Origin of the sequence: Nonomuraea glycinis (assembly GCF_035920485.1) — a bacterium.
In the GTDB taxonomy this organism is placed as follows: Bacteria; Actinomycetota; Actinomycetes; order Streptosporangiales; family Streptosporangiaceae; genus Nonomuraea; species Nonomuraea glycinis.
On sequence record NZ_CP109166.1, the window covers coordinates 5644682 to 5664576 of the forward strand.

Below are 19895 nucleotides of genomic sequence, written 5' to 3' on the forward strand. Positions count from 1 at the left end.
TATAAGGGGTATCAGCGTGGGTATCGCAGTCTCAGCTCGTCCATTGCGAGGTCCCAGAAGGACCTGTAACGCTTGGCGCCAGCCAGCCATGGCGCGAGATACCAGGCTTCCCACTCACCTTCAGCGGTTCTGACGTGGGGATTGAGGAGCGCCACTCCGTCATCCCAATACCCGGCCAGAAGGGTGTCGGGCACATACTCCCCTCGGTAATGGATGGAGTCCTGCTCCTGTCCGTACATGAAGTAGAGCTCGTCGGGCACGCTCCATGAGTTCTCCGGCTTGGGTGCTGACCAGCTCTCGGCCACCGGAGGATCGACATCACGGAGCCAGCCGACCTCCATGACGCGCAGCAGGCAGCAGTCATCGTCGCTGCCCCATCCGTTGCCGAACAGGAGAAACTGCCGGTAACTCGGCGGCAGCTCCATGCCCAGCCGCTCTTCAAGCTCGCGGACCTCTGCATCGGTAGCCGGAGAATACAGATCGCCGAGTGGACTGACCGCCAGGCGATGAGAACCTTCGGTCACCGGATGCCTTGCAGGGAAGCGTTCAGACCATGCGTACTGGGCGCTCATCGTGAAGAAGATATCCCCGTTTCGAGTGGCTGCTGCGCCGTTCTCCGAATCCGGGTGTCGGTGGGCTGAGGCCGTGACGATCGCCTACTTCGGCGCCCGCCGCACGGGTCGGGGCGATCGGCTCATTAAGAGATCCTGGGTAGGCAGCCCTCCTTCGGGGGGCCTTACCGTCGAGCGCGAAGGTACAAGATCGAATTCTCCCGCGCGCGTACGGCTTCGACACCCCGACCAGTCGGTGCCTTCGATCATGCCGCACAGCCACCGAGTAAGCCAGAACCGTACTATCCCGCCTAAAGATCCCTGCTCTGACATGGAAGGTACGTGAAATCGTGGGACTAACCTGGAATTCAGCCTCCCGCTACATTGAACTTGCGCGCCAACCTATCGAGGAAGAAATCTATGTGGGTCCTTTGTTGTTCGCGATCGCCAGCAGCAAGGGTCGACCCGCCGGCGACGTTGCCACCCATCTCGTGATCGAATCCTTGAAGAAGTACGATCGGTGGGATGACGATATCGGCCCGTCAGATCTGACAACCGTTCTCGAGCGCGCGATCCACTCGGCGAACGAGTCCATTCAGCGAAAGATCGAGGCTCAACCCGAGCCGGCGGGCATGGGCGCCGACCTGGTGGCCTTGCTGTGGTCTGGGACCTTGGGGGTCTTTGCGAACATAGGCGATACACAGGCGTATGTCGTACGACAAACAGAGAGCGGGGCCGCTGAGCTCATCTGGACGACCGAGAGTCATGCCCACGGTATGGCTGCGACCGCCAGCGTGCCGGAGTCACCGGAACGGATCCCGAGCTTCCTCGACGGACAGTCCGAGGGTCATGTCCCTGACCTGGTAACCCTCAGCCTGTGCGCTGATGACCGGATCTTGCTGTGCACGAGTGGACTCAGCGCGGTGGTTCCTCACACGCTCCTGATGGAGATTTTGAGCGGACCCGGCGGATCGGCAGAAGCGGCCGATCGTCTCGAAGCCCTTGCCGTGGAGCACGGTGGTCCAGATAACATCGCCCTGGTCGTCATCGAATTCGTCGATTTCGAGTTGCATCGGGAGGAATACACGTTCATTGATTAGCCCCGTCGCATTAATCGTTGAAACGCGATGTTCGAGTTGCGCCAGCTCTTGAGTCGGGCGTTCGCACGACCGGCCGCACAAACCCTCGACCATACTCGTGCCGTTGACTCGTAATGAAGGGGTCCGAGCCAAGAAGAAGCGGGGCGGGACCTCTTGCTACTTCGTGCGTACGGTCACCTCTGCTCGTCGGGCTTGAAAGGCCAGGTGCAGTGTGAAGGTGCCCAAGGTGAACACGAATGACATGAGGACATGGTCCTACAGGCGAGAACGGCCGCAGCGGGCCTCAAGCGGGGGCAGCAGGGCCGGCAGTGGTATCCCTTCACCACCAGAACGGGAGGTTGGATCGGCGGCTCCACACGTCGTCGTACATCGCACGTAGCCATGGCTGACGAACCTCCGGCAGCCGTGGGCACCGTACTGCTGATGGGCGTGAGCGGGGAGCGCGACCTGCGACACGGGTAGCGTCAGCGAGGTGGCGCAGCCCGCACACGTGAACACGATCATGCGTCCCCCCACTGGATCATCTTGGCTCAGAGCCGACGCTGAGAGAGCCGCTCAACGCCGATTCAGCGAAAGGCCACGCCGCATCTCACGAGGGATGAGGAGTGTCGTACAGCAGCCGGTACGGCAACACCGCTCTACAGGATCACCCTTCACCGATCCGCCGGGATCACGCGTTCGCGTGGCCCGGTCTGACCAGGCCCGTTTCGTAGGCGAAGACGGCGACCTGGGTGCGGTCGCGTAGCTGGAGTTTGTTCAGGATGCGGCCCACGTGGGTCTTGACCGTCTGCTCCGCCAGGACGAGCCGGTCCGCGATCTCCGCGTTCGACAGGCCGTGGGCGATGAGGGCGACCACCTCGGTCTCGCGTTCGGTGAGGTCGCCGGCGCGGGCCTGGGCCGGGGGCCGGGGGGTGCCGCCCAGGCGGGAGAACTCCGCGATGAGCCGCCTGGTGATGGTCGGGGCGAGCAGGGCCTCGCCCGCGGCCACGACGCGTACGGCCTCGGCGAGCTGGACACCCGAGGCGTCCTTGAGCAGGAATCCGCTGGCGCCCGCCCGCAGCGCCTCGTACACGTATTCGTCGAGGTCGAAGGTGGTCAGGATGAGGACCTTGGCGGCGAGGCCGGGATCGGCGGTAATGCGGCGGGCGGCCTCGATGCCGTTCAGGCCGGGCATCCGGATGTCCATCACGATCACGTCGGGGTGCAGGTCGGCAGCCTGGGCGACGGCGTCGGCGCCGTCCTCGGCCAGGCCCACGACCTGGATGCCGGGCTGGGCGTTGAGGAGGACGGAGAAACCCTCGCGGACCATGGCCTGGTCATCGGCGATGAGCACGCGGATCGTCACGGGTGGCCTTCCTTCGCGGGCGTGGCGGTGTCCACGGGCACCGGGAGCAGGACGGAGACTACGTAGCCACCGTCGGGCGTGGGACCGGCGGTCAGTTCGCCGCCGAGCATCGCGGCACGTTCACGCATGCCCATGCTGCCGTGACCGGTGCCGGGGGAGGGCTCGGTCCTGTCACGCGCGGGGCCGTTGTGCACCCGCAGGCGCAGGGTGGAGGGGCCGTACGCGATCTCGACGCGGACCGTGGAGCCAGGGGCGTGGCGCAGTGCGTTGCTCAGAGCCTCCTGGACGATGCGAAAGCCCGACAGCTCCACACTCGGTGGCAGCGGGCGGGCCGTACCCGAGACGTCCAGCTCGACGCGCAGGCCGGCGGAGCGCACGTTGGCGACGACGTTGGTGAGCTGGTCCAGGGTGGGCTGGGGGGCGCCGGGCGCCGGGGAGTCATCGGTGGTCTCCGCGCGCAGGACCCCTAAGACGTGGCGCAGCTCGGTGAGGGCTTCGAGGGCGTTCTGGCGGATGACGGCGAAGGCGGTGACCAGTTCTTCGGGTGGGTCCTCGACGCGGTAGGGCGCGGCGTCGGCCTGGATGGAGATCACGGACATGTGGTGGGCGACCACGTCATGCAGTTCGCGCGCGATCCGGGCCCGCTCCTCCAGCAGAGCCCGGCGTCCCCTCTCCGCGATGACGGCCGCCTGCTGCTCCTGGAGCCGTTCGCGGGTCTCCCGGAGGCTGCGTGCCGAGGTGCCGAGGAACACGGCGACCGTGAAGATCACCACGGGAGTCAGCGGCTTCTCCCAGAGCAGACCTTCACCCGGCCCTTGCATGCCGCCGGCCAGCAGGCTGCTGAGCAGCAGCGTCTCGACGGCGACCCGGGGCCGGTTGCGCAGCGCCACCAGGAACAGCACTCCGGCATGGATGAACCACGGCCACGGCTGGCCGATGAGCGCGGGCGAGTAGCCCGCCACGGCGGTGCCGGCCAGGAACGCCATCGACAGCCACCACGCCGGCACCGGCCGGCGCAGTGCCGACACCAGGATCACCGCGTGGACGATCGCCAACGGCGCGCCCGCGCTGCCCTCGGTTGCCGCGGCGAGGAGCACGGCGACCAGCACGATCAGCACGTGCGGCAGCCATTTCAGCGGCCGCAGCCCGGCCATGGGCGGCAGCGGCTGCCGAGCCGACGTCAACAGATCCGCTCGTACGCCCCGCAGCACGGCGCCCATCGTGTCGGCCCTGTCCACATGGACGATCCTAGGCATGGGGCGGTTCATCGCGGGCGCTTCGCGCTCCGCTCTTCGACGGATGGACGGATGGACGGATGGACGGATGGACGGATGGACGGATGGACGGGTGGACGGCCCGGCCGCGCCCGGCCGCGCCGAACGCGGCCTGGCAGACGGCCAGCGCGATCGCGAAGACCGGCAGCCAGCCGAGCCGGGCCACGACCCAGCCGAGATCGTCCGGGCTGGTGTGCAGGCCCGGCAGCGGGCCGGACAGCAGCCCCACGGCGGTGACCGCGAGCATCGCCGTCTGATGCCAGAGGAAGATCGTCATGGCGGACAGGTTGGCCGCGGCCACGGCCGCCCAGATCATCGGCCGGGCCGTCATCCGGCGCAACGGCTCGCGCAGCAGCAGAGCCAGTCCGCACTGGGCCAGGCCGAAGGCGACAGCCGCCAGGGTGGGCGGGTTGAGATTGGAGACCGGCGCGCCCGGCACTCCGACCATGGACGCCGGGTATCCGCCCCAGACGACGAGGCCCGCGGCGGCGACCCCGCCGATGATCAGCAGCGGACCTGAGCGGCGGGTGTCGAACCGGCCCCGCGCCCACGCCGCGCCCAGCGCGTACGGCACCAGCCAGCCGGCCACCACGTTCACCCAGCCGAGCCAGGCCGGCCCGCCGAGACCGAAGCGGACCAGGTCGACAGCGGCGACCACGGCGAGCGGCCACAGCGGGCCGACCCGTAAGACCATCGGGGTCAGCGCCGTGAGCGACGCGAACACCAGCAGGAACCACAGGGGCGACACGACCAGGGTCACCAGCGTGCGCACCGTGTCCAGGGATGTGCCGGACAGGAGCATGACGACGGCCGTCACCGCCCACACACCGAGGATCACGACGACAGGCCGGAACAGGCGGGCCAGCCGCCCGCCGAGCCACCGGCCGTACCCCACACCGCGCCGACGGGCGGCCTGGTGGCCCTTCGCGGCGACGTACCCGCCGACCAGGAAGAACACGGCGAGGGTCTGGAAGATCCAGGAGAGGGGGGCGAGCCAGGGCATGTACTGCAGCGGGCTCGCCCCGCGCAGCGAACCCCGGCCGGTCTCGACCACGGCGCTGACCAGCCAGTGGCCGAGTATCACGCCGAGGATCGCCAGGGCTCGCAGAGCATCGACGGCCCGGTCGCGATCGGGTGGGGTCCGGGCGTCGACGCGCCGCGCCAGTTCCCGCAGCCCCGGCGTCGGGCGGTGACCGGCTCGATACGACCGGGCGGTCACCGGGTCACCTCCCGGTCGTGCCCCAGGGCGATCCGCGCCAGGTTCGCCACCGATGCCGAGCCGGGCGCGAGATAGTCGCCGTGGCCGCCGTGGCCGCCGTGGCCGCCGTGGCCGCCGTGGCCGCCGTCGCCGGCGGCGAACGGCCGGGCGCCGAACCCGCCCGAGACCGGATCGGCGCCCAAGCCGATGGTCGTGCCGAGAACGGGCAGGCTCAGGTGCGGCACGCCGCCGATCCAGTCCCGCGCTCCTCGTCCCGCCCACACCCGCGCGGCGGTGCCCAATCCCGCCGCCGTTTCCACACCGGCGCCGGGGCTGCCGAACATGGCGATGTCGGCGACGGCCAGGCCGGCGGCGGCGCGGCCGCACACCACCGAGCCGTAGGAGTGGCACAGCAGCGAGACCTGCGCGGCCGCATTCGCCCGGCGCACCGAGGCGACGAACGCGCGCAGCGCACGCGCGCCGTCCTCGGCCCGGCCCGTCGTGACCGCGTCGGTGCTGGTCAGCCGGGGTGGTGCGTAGCCGAGCCAGGCCACGACGGCGACCTTGGCGGCCGGGTCCAGGCGGCGGATCTGCTCCTTCAGCGAGCGGGCCGCCCAGCCGAGCCTGGCGTGCGGCTTCGGGGTATGGGCGTCGTAGGTGTCCAGGGTGGTGTCCGAGCCGGGCACCAGGACCGAGATCCGCCGGGCGGTCGCCAGGTCGCCCAGGACCTCGACGGCCCGGCCCTCGCCGCGGGCGTCGAAGGACAGGAACGTCCGGGTGGAGCCGGCCATGGCTCGCAGGGCCGCCGCCCGCCGGTGGTATCCGCCCTTGTCGGCCATACGCGCGGCCTGGAGGATATTGGCCCGGTTGGCGGCGTACCGGGTCTTGAGGGTGCTGGTCGACAGGACGGGCAGCATCGCGGGGGCGGGGGCCGGAACGGCCTGCCGAGCCGCGGCCGAAACCGGTGCGGACAGCGCGGCGATCACCAGCCCGGCCAGCGCACCGCGCCACAGCCGGGTACCGCGGCCTGGGGTCCACATGTCGCACTTTCCTTTCCAGGGGTTGTGACCTGGTCAGGAAGGTACGAAGAGGCGTAGGTGGTCGGCGTCCCGCTGGGGAGCCCACTTCGGACGTGGCTCTCAGGTAGTGCGGGTATCGGTCATAGGGCGTCGATGCGTACGGCGCGCGGTGGACGGCCATCGAGGGGATCACCTGGGCGAGGACCGCGATGTCGCCGGGGTCGGGTGATTCTGTCGAACCTCACCAGGTGGTGTACGACGCTAGCCGTACGTCCGCTCTGCCGCCTCCCGGCCTTGGAGGAGCTTTTCGCTCTCCTCCAGCCACTGCCGGCCGTCATACCGGTTGAGTGCTGCTGAGTCGTACTCCTTGCGATAGTTGATCTCGGAGCGGAGCCGTGTGAGATCCTCGTCGACCACCATCAGGCCCGGCAGGTTCTCCGTGATGGGCGGGGGGATCATGTCAAGAACCTCGAGGAACAGGGGGTTCGCCGTCCGGAGAAAAGTCCTGGTCCGGCTGTCCGCCGTGGTGCCGAGATCAAGGAGCTCATCCCAGTAGGGGCGATGCGGGTCCACCACCTCGTAGAAGTTCTTGGTGTACCAGTCGACGACTTCCAGGAACCTCTTGCACGCGGTATCCAGGGTGTCGGCCCAGGTGGCCAGGTAGATCATGTTGTCGTAGACCTGCCGCAGCGCGCGCTGCGGCAGCGCGGCGGCCTCACCGCGCCATGGAGCGTCGTGCAGGTCCTGCGCCCGCAGCGGCAGGGTATTCGCCAATTCGACCAGCGAGCCGACCAGCAGGTCGAGGAACGTCGGGATGCCTTCCTCCCGCTCGGCGGAGGGCCGGAGGAGGCTCGTCACCGCCGTTTCCGCGGACTGCCATTCGACGCCGTCATCGACCACCGACGGCAGCGGGTCGGTGCCGTTGGGGTAGAAGCCGCTCGGACCATTCCAGAGAATGGTGGGCCGCTCTCCGAGCCGGTCTGGTGGCCGCACCCCTCCGGAGCCCGCCTCCATGAAGGGCATGTCGCCGAGCAGGGGATTATCTGCAAGGTCATATCTGGTGCAGGCTCGTTCGATCAGGACTCCGGCCGTACCGATCTCCGCGTTCAGGTCGTTCCAGAAAACGGAGGCCGACAGGCCGGCGCTGTAGAGACACCTGGCGAGTTCGTGAGGAAACTTCCAGGGGAAGCCCACCGTGAGTCGAGCGTGCGTGTGCAGGGGTGTGTCGAGTCCGTCGTTCGCCAGCTCGATGAGCTTGCCGGAGACGGCCCGCACACCCCTTCGGTCGATCTCGAACCCTTCGTTTCCGGATCCGTTCGCCCCCGCCGTGTAATCAGGCCCCGGCCAAGGTCCGATCTCGGGACTCATTTCTCACTCGGGCCACTGGTCGGTACGCGTCGCTCCGGCTCGTCCATCGAGACTCCGATCATCGGTGAGAAGGCTCACCCTACGAAGATCCCTCACAGCGCGCAACGCTGGGTGTACGCCCCGGCGCGTGCACTACGCGGCACCGGCCCGCACGGCCGTCGACGTACCGCCTAAATTGCATTGACCGGTAGCAGACGTGCGTCTACATTCATGTTCAACAGTAGGTTCATGCGAGGCAACCCCAAAAAAGCTACCTTCGTTATCCTGAACGAAGGTGAACCAGCCGAGGAGACCGCGTGCAAGAACGCTTCGGAAGCAAGTCGGCGATCGTCGCACTGACCGCCCTGACCCTGGCCGTGTTCATCTACGTGACCACCGAGTCGCTGCCCATCGGCCTGCTCCCCCAGATCGCCCAGGATCTCGGCACCAGCCCGTCGGCGGTCGGACTCCTGGTCACCGGGTACGGCCTGATCATCGTGCTGGTGTCCCTGCCGCTCACGCGACTGACTCGCCGACTGCCCCGGCGGCGGCTGCTGTGCGTCCTGTTAGGCATCTTCGTCGTGGCGACCTGCCTGTCGGCCATGGCGGGAAACTACTGGCTGCTCATGGGCGCCCGGATGGTAACCGCGCTGAGCCAGGCGCTGTTCTGGGCCATCGTGACGCCGGCCGCCGCCGGCCTCTTCCGGGCCGAGGTGCGCGGCCGGGCCCTGTCCATCCTGTACGCCGGCGCCTCCAGCGCCGCGCTGACCGGCATCCCGGCCGGCACGTGGCTCGGCCAGCAGACCAACTGGCGGGTGGCGTTCCTCGCGCTCAGCGGCCTGGCCCTGCTCGTCCTCGCCACGATCGCGGCCGTCCTGCCCGACACGCCCGCCGGGCAGGGCGCGGCGGACCGGGGCAGCGCGCCCGACCGCGGCAGGTACCTGTCGATCGTGGCCACCACGGCGGTCGCGATCACCGGCGCGTTCACGGCGTTCACCTACATCAGCCCGTTCCTGAGCGACGTCAGCGGCTTCACCGAGTCATCGATCGGCCCGCTTCTGCTGGCACGCGGGATCGCGGGCCTGGCCGGCGTGTTCGTGGTGGGCTACCTCGTCGACCGCCACGGCTGGATCACCATGACGGGGCTCATCGGCCTGCAGACGGTGGCGCTCGTCGGGCAGTACGCGTTCGGCGCCTCCCCGGTCGGGGCCGTCATCGCGATCTCCCTGTCCGGCTTCACGCTCGCGGGCCTGACCGCCGTACTGGGGTCGCGGGTGCTCGTGTACGCGCCGGGCGAGTCGGTCATGGCGAGCGCCGCTACCTCCATGGCGTTCAATGTGGGCATCACCGCGGGCGCGTTCCTCGGCAGCGTGCTCCTGCCCGGTCCGGGCGTGCGCAGCACGGCACTGGCCGGGGCGCTGCTCAGCCTGGCGGCGTTCGCCATCGTGCTGGCCGAGCCGGTCCTGTCCAGCCGGCGGAAGATCGCGCGGGCCACGGCCGGCGACCCCCTGCCCGAGAGCGCCCCGGTCAGGTGATCCGATGCTCAACGCACCGAAACGTGCAACCTCCTTGGCCGCCTTGAGTGGTAGCCTCAAGGGCATGTCACTCGACGTGGGACAACTTCCCCTGGTCGGCGGGCACCCCGCGCTCGATCTGGTCAACACGCTCGAACGAGGGGTGCCGCTCGACGGCGGGCCGCCCCACGACTCCCTGTCCGACGCCTCCGCATTGCTGCGCTGGGCGGCCAGGGCAGACCTGATCAGCGACGCGGAGCGCGATCGGGCCGGCCGGGTGTGGCGCGACGATCCCGCGTCGGCGCAGGCGGGGCTGGCCGCCGTACGGGACATCCGGGAAGGGCTGCACGTCGTGGTGCTCGCCACGATCCGGCCCGCCGACGGCGGGCCGGCGGGCGACGCGGGCGGCCCGGCCGAAGGGGATCCGATCGTGGCCGGGGCCGCGCTGGTCGCGCTGCACGAGCGATGGGCCGGGGCAGCCGCCAGAGCCGCGCTGGTGCTCGACAGAGGCGACCCGCCGCAGGTGCGGCTCACCTACGGCGCGATACCCGCCATGCTGATACCCGACCGGGTCGCGGAGGCCGCACTCGACGTCCTGCGGACGGCCGACCTGACCCGGATACGCCGCTGCCCCCTACGCGAGGGCGGCTGCGGGTGGCTGTTCCTCGACCAGAGCCGCAACGGCTCCCGCCGCTGGTGCCGCATGGCCGACTGCGGCAACACGGCCAAGGCCCGGCGGCTCACCGAGCGCCGCCGCGCCGCCCGGGGCGACACCCCGTAGGACTCGTACGCGATCAACGGTCGACGCCGCACCCGGGCAGCATGGGTCGGCCGGACGGCGCTGAAGTGGCGTCGGTCGATGGTGAGAACCTCGGTGATCTTCAGGCGTCCGGCCAGGGCCGCCACAGCGGCGTCCGAGCCGATCCGGCTCAGGGCGTTGTGCTGTCCGGGGTGCGTACGAATGGCTCGAGCAGGGCTCGGGCGGATTCCCAGACGGTTTCGAGGTCGGTGCCGGATTCGATCAGGCGGGATCCGGTGAACACGATGGCGTTGATCATTTCTGCTGTCTCCGGCACCGTGGGAACGCCGAGCCGGCGCAGCGTCTCGACGAGCGGCTCCAGGAGCTGCTGGTGCATGGCACGGCTCTGCTCGGCGACCTTTTCGCCCGGCGCGACCTCCGCGAGGACGGTGGCCAGCGCGTGCTCGCCCTCGGTGATGAGTTCGAAGTTGGTCAGCACGTAGGCGAGCACGCGGTCGGCGGGGGTCGGGGCGGCGTCCATCGCGGCGGCGACCCGGGCCGACCAGCGGGGGAAGACGTCCTCCACCACCGCGTTGAGTAGGTCATCCGCCGATCGGAAGTACTGGTAGAGGCTGGGCCGGGCCAGCCCGGCGCGGGCCGCGACCCGGGCCAGCGTCGGTGGCCGGCCGGTCTCGGCGAGGATCTGCCTGGCCGCGTCGACCAGCGCCCGGTGCTGGGCGGCCCGATGCTCGGCCACGGTCGGCGCCTGGATGCGTGGCACCCGCCCTCCTCCACCCTGATCGGTCTACTGCGACAGTCTCCCATCCACCATCGACAGGACGCGGTCGCAGTGGCCGAGCACGTCGTGATCGTGGGTGACCATGATCGTCGCGACGGCGGACTCGTGCGTCTCCTGCGCGAGCAAGGTGACGATGTCGTCGCTGCGGGCGCGGTCGAGCGCGGCGGTCGGCTCGTCGACCAGCAGTACGGCCGGGCGGGTGACGAGCGCGCGGGCGATGCCCACGCGCTGCCGTTCGCCGCCGGACAACTGGTGGGGGCGGTGCCCGGCGCGGTGCCCCATGCCGACCCGGTCGAGCAGCTCTCGCGGATCGTGACCGTCACCCGCGCGGGTGCCCGCCACGTCGAGCGCGAAGCGGAGCTGGTCGAGCGCGGTGAGGGCCGGGATGAGGTTGCCGGACTGGAAGACGAACCCGATCCTCTCGCGGCGGTGGCGGGCCTTCTGGCGGGCGCTGGCCCGGGAGATGTCGACGCCGTCGAGCAGGACCTGGCCGGTGTCGGGCGTGGTGAGCGCGCCGGCGACGGCGAGCAGGCTCGACTTGCCGGAGCCGGACGGCCCGACGACGGCGACGAACTCGCCGGGCGCCACGTCGAGGTGGACGTCGTCGAGCGCGGTGACCGTGGCGTCGCCGTCGCCGAGGGACAGGGTGACGCCCTCCACCAGCAGGCCGCCGCGTTCTTCGGCGCCGGCCCGGCGGGAGTCCGGGTGCGGGGACGTGGAGCTGGTGGTCATCTGTGCCCTCCGAGGGCTGCGAGCGGGTCGACGCGGACGATGCGGCCCACGGCCGCCGCGGCGCCGGCGAGGCCGAGGCCGATGAGGAGCAGGGCGGCGAAGACGAGCGGGCCCGCCTCCAGGGCGAACGGCATGGGGGTGGTGGTGAGCAGCGTGCCGCCGCCCACTCCCATCAGGAAGCCCACGGCGGTGGACACGGTCAGGATGACGGTCGCCTGGATCATCGTGTCCCGCATGAGGTAGCCGGTCGAGGCGCCCATGGCCCGTACGACGGCGAGTTCGTGCTTGCGCTGGATCGTCCACACGGTGAAGAACGTGCCGACGACGAGCGCGGAGATGGCGTACAGGAAGACCTGGATGAGCGTGAGCGTGGAGGTCTCGGCGGAGTAGCCGGGGGAGGCGCTGAAGGACTCTTCGAGGGTCATGCTCGTGGTGCCCGCCGCGGTGTCGCCGCCGGACAGGTCGATCTGGGTTCCGTCCCGGGCGCGCAGGGCGATGGCCGTGGCCTCCTCGTACGCCCCGTCACGCGCCTCGTCGCCCGGTCCGGCGCCGGCGTGCACCTGCTGCCAGGTGCGCAACGGCAGGTACGCCACGTCGACGTGCCCGAAGGTGCGCTGGTCGCCCGTGGTGCCGATGACCTTGAGCCGGGTGCCCAGGCGGTCGATGACGACGGTGTCGCCGATGGCCACGCCTTCGTCCAGGACGGTCTGACTGACCACGATTCCGTCGGGGTCGGCGAGCTTGGCGCCGTCGGAGACGGCGGGTGCGAGGAACGAGCCGGGGTCGACGCCGAACAGGGCCAGGTCGATCGGCAGCTGGGCGCCGGCGGCGGTGGTGGCCTTGGCGTTGATCAGCATGTTGCCGAACGGCGTGGCGTCGGCACGGTCCTTCCACGCCTCGGCCTGGCTCACGTTGACGGTGCTGCGGGAGAACGCGGAGTCGGTCTTGGTGCCTTCGGCGAAGGCGAACGCGGTGACGGGCAGGCGCTGGAGCCCGGAGACGCCGTCGTTGACGAGCCCGGAGGAGAGGCCGGACAGCAGGACGACGAGGATCGCGATGAGGGCGACGACGCCGCCCATCAGGCCGAAACGTGCGCGGGCGAAGACCAGCTCGCGCCAGGCCAGGAACATGGCACTCCTTCACAGGAGGGGAATCACGGGGACGGACGAGCGCCCCGACTTACCGACGCGCCGTTGGCAACATACCAACATTGCGTCGGAAAGATGGAATCGCGGAGAGCGCGGTCCGGTAGACCGCGACCGTCTCCGTCGCGGCCCTCGCCCAGCTCAGCCGCTCCCTGACGAACCGTTCCCCGCTCTGCGCGAGAGCGTGGCGGGCCGGCGGATCCTCGATGAGGTCGATCACGGCGTCGGCGATGGAGCCGGGGTCGGCGCTGCGCGCGAACCGTACGGCGGGGTCGGCGGGATCGCCGAGGAAGATCTGGGAGAACCCGTCGCCGAGGATCGTCGGCCTGGTCAGGGCCATGGCCTCGGTCGCCACCAGGCCGAACGGCTCGAAGAGTGAGGGGAAGACGCAGAGGTCGGCCAGCTCGTAGTACTCCAGCAGCGCCGCGCCGTCGACGAACCCGCCGGAGGTGCGGACGCGCCCGTCCAGCCCGGCGTCCGCGACGATCCGCGCGACCCCGGCCTCGTCCCCTTCGCCGACGATCACCAGCCGGAGCCGGGGGAGTGCGACGGTGATCTTCCCCATTGCTTCCAGCAGCTGGTAGATGCCCTTCTGGCGTTCGATGCGGCCGACGAAGAGCAGCACCGGGTCGCCGTCCGCGATGCCGAGACGGGCGCGCAGCGCGGTGGCGCCGGAGCGGAGGGCGGCCCGGTCGACACCGGGAAGCCGCCGCTCGAACGTGCCGCCCAGGCAGACCACGTCGATCGTCTCCCGGTTCCACCCGGCGGCGGTGAGCTGCTCGCGCACCTCCGGGGTGGCGACCACGACCCGGCGGGCGATCCGGGCCAGCCACCGCTCGACGGCCGCGAACACGTTGAGCGGGTCGGTGATGCTGCGCTGCGGGGCGACTCCGTACTCGGTGGTGTGCACGTGGAAGACGACCGGCAGCCGCAGCACGTAGTGGCACAGCAGGGCGGCCAGGAAGTTCGTCGAGTCGTGCACGGCGACCAGGTCGGGCCGCTCGCCGGGGGTCAGCCGCCGCAGCCGCAGGACGTAGCGCCAGTTGCTCACCACGACGTTCACCGCCAGCAGGACGAACTCGGCCCGGCGCGTCCGGTTGAGCTTGCGGCGGCGGCCGATCGCGCCGAGCAGGCGGCCCAGGGGCCGGTAGACGGTGACGCCGTCGCGCCGCTCGTGCACCGGCAGGCGCCCGTCGTTCAGCGTGAACACGGCCATCCGCAGGTCGCCGGTCAGGTGCGGGGTGATCTCCTCGATGTAGCGGCCGAGCCCCGCGGTGATGTTGGGCGGGAACTGGTTGATGATGTGGACGACTTTCACCGTTCGACCTCCGAAGGACGCGCTCGGTACACCCGGGCCGCGGTGGCGGCCACGACGGCGACCAGGACGAGATTGGTCAGCGCGAACGCCACCAGGCCCCCGGTCAGGCCCTGCCAGGAGATGAGCACCGCCTGGCAGGCGAGCGCGGCGGGCGACCCGATGGCGAGGCAGGCGATGAGCACCTTCGCGCCCCGCACCCCGTCCATCGACAGGGCGAAGAGGTAAAGGTTGAACACCGTGTGGACGCCGATCCCCACCGCCGACAACGCCATCAGTCCGGGCGCGTACGGATACTCCGCGCGCAGCACCAGGAAGAACAGCGCGCTCGCGGCGAAGGAGAAGACCGCCGTGGCCACCGCGATGGCCGGCGCGAGGCGGCCGATCCGCCGCAGCGCCGTGACCTTGTCGGCCGTCGCCAGCACGGGCAGCAGCACCAGCCCGATCCCCTCGGTGAACACCACGCCGAGCAGCCGCTTCGGGAAGCCGTTGTAGACCGAGTACACGCCGACGTCGCCGCCGGAGGCCCAGTGGTTGAGGAAGATCACGTCCACCCCGAACAGCACGGCGGTGAAGGCGGCGATGACGCTCATGTAGGCGCCGTGCCTGAGCAGCGAGCGGGCCAGGGACGCCGACCAGGAGCGCGGGACGACGTCGAAGCCGGCCACGGCCACGAGGGCGAAGACGACGTTCGTGACGATCAGCGCGACCAGGTAGACCTCGGCGTCCCGGATGCCCGCGACCAGCAGGCAGTAGGCGGCCGTGGCCAGGTAGACGACGGCGACGACGAGCTTGAGCCCCGCCACGAACGCGAACTTCTTCAACCCGCGCAGGAAGCTCTCGGTCAGCTGGTTCACCGTCAGCGACAGGGCCAGCGCCAGCGCGAAGCAGAGCGTACGGATGTCGACGCCGAGCAGGCGGGTCAGCAGCGGGGCGGCCGGCAGCACGACGGCGATCAGCCCGCCGCCCAGCGCCAGCGTGGTGAACAACGCCGTCGTCACCAGGGCGGGCCGGTCCGGCGGCGCCGCCCTCGGCAGCTCCTGGAACATGACGTAGTTCAGGTTCAGCAGCATGCCGACGGTGACGATCAGCGCGATCGTCAGCACGAGGGTGAACCGGCCGAACGCCGCCGCGCCGATCCCCCAGGCGATGACGAGCGTGGTCGCCGCGGCCGTGCCGCTGGCGGCGATGCTCACCAGCGTGGGCCAGACGGCCCAGCCACGGCCGCCGAGCAGCCGCGCCATCCGGTCGCGGAGCGCGGAGGTCACCGGGCCACCTCCGCGTACGCCGCGAGCGTGGTCTCGGCCGTGCGCGCCCACGAGTAGCGCGCGCGGACGTGCTCGGCGCCGCGCCGGGCGAGCCCCGCCGCGTGCTCCGGGTCGTCCAGGCAGCGTGCCAGGGCCGCGGCCAGCTCCTCGGGCTCTCCGGTACGGCAGCGGACCGCGCCGTCGCCGACCACCTCCGGCGAGTAACCCGGCCCGACCACGACCGGCCGCCCCAGCGCCATCGCCTCGACCGCGACCAGCCCGAACGGCTCGTACGACGAGGGGAAGGCGCACACGTCGGCGGCCAGGAAGTGCGCGAACACCTCGGGCGGGTCCAGGAACCGGTAGCCGGCGACCACGTGCTCGCCGACGCCTTCCCGCTCGATCAGCCGGGCCACCTCCGCGTCGTCGCCGCTGCCGACGAGCACCACCCGCAGGTCGCCGCGCTCGCGGAGCAGCGCCGGCACCGCCTTGATCAGCGTGTGCACGCCCTTGTGCGACGACAGGCGCCCGGCGAAGACGACCAGCCTTCCGGCGCCGCCCGGCAGGTAGCCGGCCCTGACCTTCGCGCGGAGCCGGTCGAGCTCGGCGCCGGACAGCCCGGCCAGCCGTACCAGCTCGGGATCCTCGAAGCCGTGCGGCACGACCCGCAGGCGCCCCGGCGGCCAGCCGCGCGCCACGAGCTCGTCCCGCATGCCCGCGCTCGGCACCACGATCAGGCTCGCCAGCCGGGCCATCGCGTTCTCCAGCGCGGTGAGGCCGGCGGTCACGGCGGTGCGGCGCGCTCCCGGGGCGGTGTTGTGCTCGCAGGTGTGCACGTGGAACACCACCGGCATCCGCCCGGCCAACCGGCACAGGATCCCGGCGATGCACCCCATCCAGTCATGCACCGCCACGACCGCCCCGGAACGTCCGCCGGCGCGCAGGATCCGCGCCGCGACCCGCACATTGAAGGTGATCAACCCGGCGATCCTCCGCAACGGGCGATCGGCCTGCCGAGGGCGGCCGGTCACGCCGTACACCTCGATGGGGACGCCGGAGTCACGCAGGGCGGGAAGGATCCGCTCGGCGTAGCGTCCCAGACCGCCGACGACGTGCGGCGGGACCTCGGTGCAGACGACGTGGCAGCGGCGCGGCCGGGTCAGTCCGGGCACCGCTGGTACGCCTGCCGGGCGAAGTCGAGGTCGTCCGGGGTGTTGACGCCACGAGCCTCGGCGGGGTCGCCGACCGGCACCACGGTCACCGGCCGGTCGCAGACCTGCGACAGGTACGGCAGGAACGGCAGGAAGTTGACCTCACCGGTGGCCGTACCCGGGGCGGCGTCGAGCAGGTAGCCCGCCCACGCCTCCGGCAGCCCGTCCGTGCTGAGGCCGAACACGCCGACGTCGCTGAGCCCGCCGGGCCGGCAGTCGTCCCCCTCGCGGGACATCCGCACCCTGACCAGGGCCGATCCGTCCAGCTCGTACTCGACGTACGGCTCGGGCATCGGCACCAGCGGGAGAGTGAGGCCGTCATGGCCGGCCTGCACCACCTGCCGTACGGTCGCCGCGGACAGGTTCACCTGGTCGCCCCAGACCACCAGGATCCGGTCGTACCCCTCCCAGTGCGCGGCGGCGCCGAAGATCGCGTCGCCCATGCCCGTCGGCCGCGCCTGGACGCTCACCGAGACGGCGCCGCGCTCGATCTCCTCGGCGGCGAGGCGGCGGAACGGGATCTCACCCGCCGGGGAGACCACCACGTGGACGTGCTCCACCCAGGGGCCCAGCCGCCGGTGCAGCAGGTGCCACACGGTGACGCCGTCGGCGACCTCCAGCATGATCTTCGGGATGCCGAGGCCGAGCCTGGTCCCGCTCCCGGCCGCCGGGATCACCGCGCAGACGCGCTGGTCACTCACTACCATTCACTCCCTGGTCGAGGACGTCCGCGATCTCGTCCAGATCCCGTACCTGGGCCGCTCCCGCGGCCGGTTTCACCGCGTTGACCTGCAACGTCACCAGTCCGGCGCCGACGGCGGAGGCGACGCCGTGCGCGGAGTCCTCCAGGGCCACGGCGTCGTCCGGGTCGACGGACCAGAGCGCGCAGGCGTGCCGGTAGAACGCCGGGTCCGGCTTGCCCGACGGGACGTCGTCCCCGGTGAGTACGCCGCTGAAGTAGCCGCCCAGCGAGCACGCCGCAAGGACCCGCTCGACCGACCCCCTGCTGCCGCTGGTGACCAGGTAGGCCGTGCGGCCGCCGCTGGTCAGGCGGTCGAGCAGCCGCCGCGCGCCGGGGAACACCGGCACCCTGCCCGCCGCCACGTACTCCCGGTACAGCCGCTGCTTGCGCCGGACCAGCCGGTCGGCCACGTCCCCGCCGACGCCCAGCCCGGCCACCACGTCCCGGGTGGTCGTCCCCGCGTGCGCGTCGTACCGGAAGGAGCCGAGCGCGGACGGCGCCAGTTCCCCGATCGCGGCCCGGAACGCGGCCGCGTGCACGGGCGCGGAGTCGACGAGCGTGCCGTCCAGGTCACAGAGCCAGACCCGCCGCCCGGCGACGAGCGCCGCCGGGCTCATCGGACGCCCGCCGACGCGGCCTCGTCGGCGATCTCGGTCAGTGCGCGTACGGTGCGGGGGCCGCAGTGGACGCCGGGTCGTTCGGCGTCCTCCAGGTCGGCGGTGACCCATCGGGCGCCCGCCCAGACGCCGCCGGCGACGACGTCGGACGGCACCCCCGGCGCCTCGGGTGCGCGGTGGCTGAGGACGTGCGTGACGGTGCCGCGCTCGTTGCCCGGGTCGCCCAGGTAGGACAGGGTACGGCCGACCAGCTCGGGCGCGCTCAACCCTTGGACGTCGTGGTCGTCGCGGGTGTTGACGACGAACACCTTGGCCGCGGCCCGGCTCTCGGCGATCGCGTCCGCGACCCCCGGCGTCAGGTAACTGGGCAGCAGTGACGAGTGCGGCGTGCCGGGCCCGTACAGGAGAAGATCGGCGTCCCTGATCGCGTCCCCGGCCTCCGGGCTCAGCGAGACCGGAGCGCGCAGGCCCGCCAGGATCCGCCGCACCTCCTCGACGGGTCGCGCCGCCAGCTCGGCCCGGCGCTCGGCGGCGACCGGCTCGCGGAGCAGGAACAGCTCGGTGATCGCGGCGGCGTCCTGCGGCGCGACGATGTCGGCCTCGTCGGCCAGGAGCCGGCCGTCCTGCTTGAGCGCGACCAGGAACGCGTTCTCGCCGCTGGTCACGTTCACCAGGCCGAGCGGTGACTCGAACGTCCGGGCGCACGCGCGTACCGCCGCGTTGAAGTCCTCGCCCAGCCGGAGGTACGCGCCGGCGAACACGAGGTTGCCGAGGGCGCAGTCGGTCAGGTCGAGCCCGTCGGGGTGGCTGTCGAGCCTGCGCACGAACGCGGCCAGGTCCCGCGTGATCGCGGTGCGGGCCTCGGCCGGGAGGGCGGGGAACGCCGGTTCTGCGACCAGTTCGCCGAGCTCCTCCCGCGTGGTCCCGGCCACGAGCCGGTGCTCCAGCACCGAGCGGAGCGCGGCCTGCCGCGGGTCGCGGTCGTCGAGATGGACCAGGAGGTTCTTGCGGAAGTCCGACGGGCCGAGCATCCCGGGCAGGTAGCGCCGCAGCGCCCCGGTGGACCGCCCGTTGTCGTAGCCGTTGATCACCAGGGTGAGGTCGATCCCCGGCGTGCGCAGCAGGCCGCGCGCGATGCTGGCCCCGCCGCGCCCGCCGCTGAAGAGGGTGACGGCGGTGCGGTCGCTCATCGGGGCCGCTCCGTCAGATCGCGTGCCGGTTCCCGCGGCGCCTCCGGGAGGCGGAGCACACCCCGGCGTAACAGCCACCGGCGGTAGCCGAGATAGCCCACGAACAGGGCACGGTCCCGCGCGCCGCGCCAGAACCGCCACCCGCGGGCGCCGCCGCCGCGCTCCCGGTGCTCGATCGGGATCTCCACCCAGGTACGGCCGAGCTCCGTGACCCTGGCGGTGATCTCGGTCGAGGAGTTCATCCCGCTCGACTCCAGAGCCAGGGCGCGCAGCAGCGGGCCGCGTACCACCTTGAAGATCGAGTTGTAGTCGCGGTACCGGGTGCCGTGCAGGAGGTTGCTGACCGCGCCGCTGGCCGCCGAGCCCCACCGGTACGCGATGCCGTCGGCCTTCCTGATGCGGGCGCCGGAGAAGGCGTCCGCCTCGCTGGTCCGTACCCGGTCGAGGAACGCGTCCAGGTTGGCGATCGGGAACTGCCCGTCGGAGTCGAGCAGGACGACCCAGTCCAGCCGGGTGTGCGCGATGGCGGCGGCGATGGCCGCCCCGGCGCCCCGGTTCGCGGCGAAGTCGACGACGACCAGCTCGGGGCAGCTCTTGTGCAGGTCCGCGAGGATCTCGCCGGTCGCGTCGATGCTGCCGTCGTTGCAGACGACGATCTCCCAGGCGCCGATCGCCGGGTGCCCGGCCAGATACTCCCGCCATTCGGTCACCGCCGCCGCGATGTTCGCCGCCTCGTTGTAGGCGGGCGCCGCCACCGAGATGTCGACGGTCGGCGGTACGTCGTAGGTGTCCAGCTTCGCCTCCTCGTGG

The 19895-nt window shown here is 71.2% G+C and carries 19 protein-coding genes; 3 read left to right on the forward strand and 16 right to left on the reverse strand.

Translation table 11 applies throughout. The features are described 5' to 3' along the window. Positions 1-11: 11 nt before the first annotated feature. On the reverse strand, positions 12-572 hold the full coding sequence (locus OHA68_RS26550; protein ID WP_327102664.1) for an SMI1/KNR4 family protein: 561 nt from the start codon (positions 570-572) through the stop codon (positions 12-14). 329 nt (positions 573-901) lie between these two features. Between OHA68_RS26550 and OHA68_RS26555 the strand changes: the two genes are divergently transcribed. Further along, positions 902-1651, forward strand: a complete 750-nt coding sequence (locus OHA68_RS26555; protein WP_327102665.1) for a PP2C family protein-serine/threonine phosphatase — start codon at positions 902-904, stop codon at positions 1649-1651. A gap of 670 nt (positions 1652-2321) precedes the next feature. Here the strand turns inward: OHA68_RS26555 and OHA68_RS26560 are convergent. From OHA68_RS26560 to OHA68_RS26580, 5 genes are all read right to left on the reverse strand, one after another. Continuing rightward, a complete protein-coding gene (locus OHA68_RS26560; RefSeq protein ID WP_327102666.1) occupies positions 2322-2996 on the reverse strand; it encodes a response regulator transcription factor in 675 nt (224 codons plus the stop codon). Beyond that, positions 2993-4234 (reverse strand): sensor histidine kinase, encoded by a 1242-nt coding sequence (locus OHA68_RS26565; RefSeq protein WP_327102667.1) that lies wholly within the window; start codon positions 4232-4234, stop codon positions 2993-2995. Before OHA68_RS26565 ends, OHA68_RS26560 begins: the two co-directional genes overlap by 4 nt. Before the next feature lie 10 nt (positions 4235-4244). Further along, a complete protein-coding gene (locus OHA68_RS26570) occupies positions 4245-5489 on the reverse strand; it encodes an acyltransferase family protein (RefSeq protein ID WP_327102668.1) in 1245 nt (414 codons plus the stop codon). Next, positions 5486-6508, reverse strand: a complete 1023-nt coding sequence (locus OHA68_RS26575) for an alpha/beta hydrolase (RefSeq protein ID WP_327102669.1) — start codon at positions 6506-6508, stop codon at positions 5486-5488. The genes OHA68_RS26570 and OHA68_RS26575 overlap by 4 nt, the downstream gene beginning before the upstream one ends. Before the next feature lie 240 nt (positions 6509-6748). After that, a complete protein-coding gene (locus tag OHA68_RS26580) occupies positions 6749-7762 on the reverse strand; it encodes a hypothetical protein (RefSeq protein ID WP_327102670.1) in 1014 nt (337 codons plus the stop codon). Positions 7763-8151: 389 nt separating this feature from the next. Between OHA68_RS26580 and OHA68_RS26585 the strand changes: the two genes are divergently transcribed. Together OHA68_RS26585 and OHA68_RS26590 are read left to right on the forward strand one after the other, a co-directional pair. Beyond that, a complete protein-coding gene (locus tag OHA68_RS26585) occupies positions 8152-9369 on the forward strand; it encodes an MFS transporter (RefSeq protein ID WP_327102671.1) in 1218 nt (405 codons plus the stop codon). 64 nt (positions 9370-9433) lie between these two features. Continuing rightward, positions 9434-10129, forward strand: coding sequence for a CGNR zinc finger domain-containing protein (locus tag OHA68_RS26590; protein WP_327102672.1), 696 nt, complete (start codon positions 9434-9436; stop codon positions 10127-10129). Positions 10130-10277: 148 nt separating this feature from the next. Here OHA68_RS26590 and OHA68_RS26595 read toward each other — a convergent pair whose 3' ends face one another. Genes OHA68_RS26595 through OHA68_RS26640 form a run of 10 tightly spaced genes read right to left on the reverse strand, consistent with a single transcriptional unit; the run spans position 10278 to position 19840 of the window. Continuing rightward, positions 10278-10868, reverse strand: a complete 591-nt coding sequence (locus OHA68_RS26595) for a TetR/AcrR family transcriptional regulator (protein ID WP_327102673.1) — start codon at positions 10866-10868, stop codon at positions 10278-10280. A gap of 24 nt (positions 10869-10892) precedes the next feature. Next, the gene (locus OHA68_RS26600) at positions 10893-11618 is read right to left on the reverse strand and encodes an ABC transporter ATP-binding protein (protein ID WP_327102674.1); all 726 of its coding nucleotides are present in this window, start codon (positions 11616-11618) and stop codon (positions 10893-10895) included. Continuing rightward, complete coding sequence (locus OHA68_RS26605; protein WP_327102675.1) at positions 11615-12748, reverse strand: ABC transporter permease; 1134 nt, start codon at positions 12746-12748, stop codon at positions 11615-11617. Before OHA68_RS26605 ends, OHA68_RS26600 begins: the two co-directional genes overlap by 4 nt. A gap of 49 nt (positions 12749-12797) precedes the next feature. After that, on the reverse strand, positions 12798-14081 hold the full coding sequence (locus OHA68_RS26610) for a glycosyltransferase family 4 protein (RefSeq protein ID WP_327102676.1): 1284 nt from the start codon (positions 14079-14081) through the stop codon (positions 12798-12800). Then, positions 14078-15346 carry an MATE family efflux transporter gene (locus tag OHA68_RS26615; RefSeq protein WP_327102677.1) on the reverse strand — a complete coding sequence of 423 codons (1269 nt, stop codon included), beginning with the start codon at positions 15344-15346 and terminating at the stop codon, positions 14078-14080. The genes OHA68_RS26610 and OHA68_RS26615 overlap by 4 nt, the downstream gene beginning before the upstream one ends. Then, on the reverse strand, positions 15343-16497 hold the full coding sequence (locus tag OHA68_RS26620) for a glycosyltransferase family 4 protein (RefSeq protein WP_327102678.1): 1155 nt from the start codon (positions 16495-16497) through the stop codon (positions 15343-15345). The genes OHA68_RS26615 and OHA68_RS26620 overlap by 4 nt, the downstream gene beginning before the upstream one ends. Beyond that, positions 16485-17237, reverse strand: coding sequence for an NTP transferase domain-containing protein (locus OHA68_RS26625; RefSeq protein WP_327102679.1), 753 nt, complete (start codon positions 17235-17237; stop codon positions 16485-16487). The genes OHA68_RS26620 and OHA68_RS26625 overlap by 13 nt, the downstream gene beginning before the upstream one ends. Then, positions 17230-17895: an HAD family hydrolase gene (locus OHA68_RS26630; protein ID WP_327102680.1), complete on the reverse strand. Its 666-nt coding sequence runs from the start codon at positions 17893-17895 to the stop codon at positions 17230-17232. Before OHA68_RS26630 ends, OHA68_RS26625 begins: the two co-directional genes overlap by 8 nt. Beyond that, entirely contained in the window at positions 17892-19085 is a 1194-nt protein-coding gene (locus OHA68_RS26635; protein WP_327102681.1) for a 2-phospho-L-lactate transferase CofD family protein, read from the reverse strand. Before OHA68_RS26635 ends, OHA68_RS26630 begins: the two co-directional genes overlap by 4 nt. Then, positions 19082-19840, reverse strand: a complete 759-nt coding sequence (locus OHA68_RS26640) for a glycosyltransferase family 2 protein (RefSeq protein ID WP_327102682.1) — start codon at positions 19838-19840, stop codon at positions 19082-19084. The genes OHA68_RS26635 and OHA68_RS26640 overlap by 4 nt, the downstream gene beginning before the upstream one ends. Positions 19841-19895 lie beyond the last annotated feature (55 nt).

What these genes read in the sequence shown, in the direction of transcription:
- OHA68_RS26600 (WP_327102674.1), bottom strand. Translation starts at nt 11,618, where the DNA reads ATGACCACCAGCTCCACGTCCCCGCACCCGGACTCCCGCCGGGCCGGC.
- OHA68_RS26590 (WP_327102672.1), top strand. Translation starts at nt 9,434, where the DNA reads ATGTCACTCGACGTGGGACAACTTCCCCTGGTCGGCGGGCACCCCGCG.
- OHA68_RS26605 (WP_327102675.1), bottom strand. Translation starts at nt 12,748, where the DNA reads ATGTTCCTGGCCTGGCGCGAGCTGGTCTTCGCCCGCGCACGTTTCGGC.
- OHA68_RS26635 (WP_327102681.1), bottom strand. Translation starts at nt 19,085, where the DNA reads ATGAGCGACCGCACCGCCGTCACCCTCTTCAGCGGCGGGCGCGGCGGG.
- OHA68_RS26550 (WP_327102664.1), bottom strand. Translation starts at nt 572, where the DNA reads ATGAGCGCCCAGTACGCATGGTCTGAACGCTTCCCTGCAAGGCATCCG.
- OHA68_RS26575 (WP_327102669.1), bottom strand. Translation starts at nt 6,508, where the DNA reads ATGTGGACCCCAGGCCGCGGTACCCGGCTGTGGCGCGGTGCGCTGGCC.
- OHA68_RS26630 (WP_327102680.1), bottom strand. Translation starts at nt 17,895, where the DNA reads ATGAGCCCGGCGGCGCTCGTCGCCGGGCGGCGGGTCTGGCTCTGTGAC.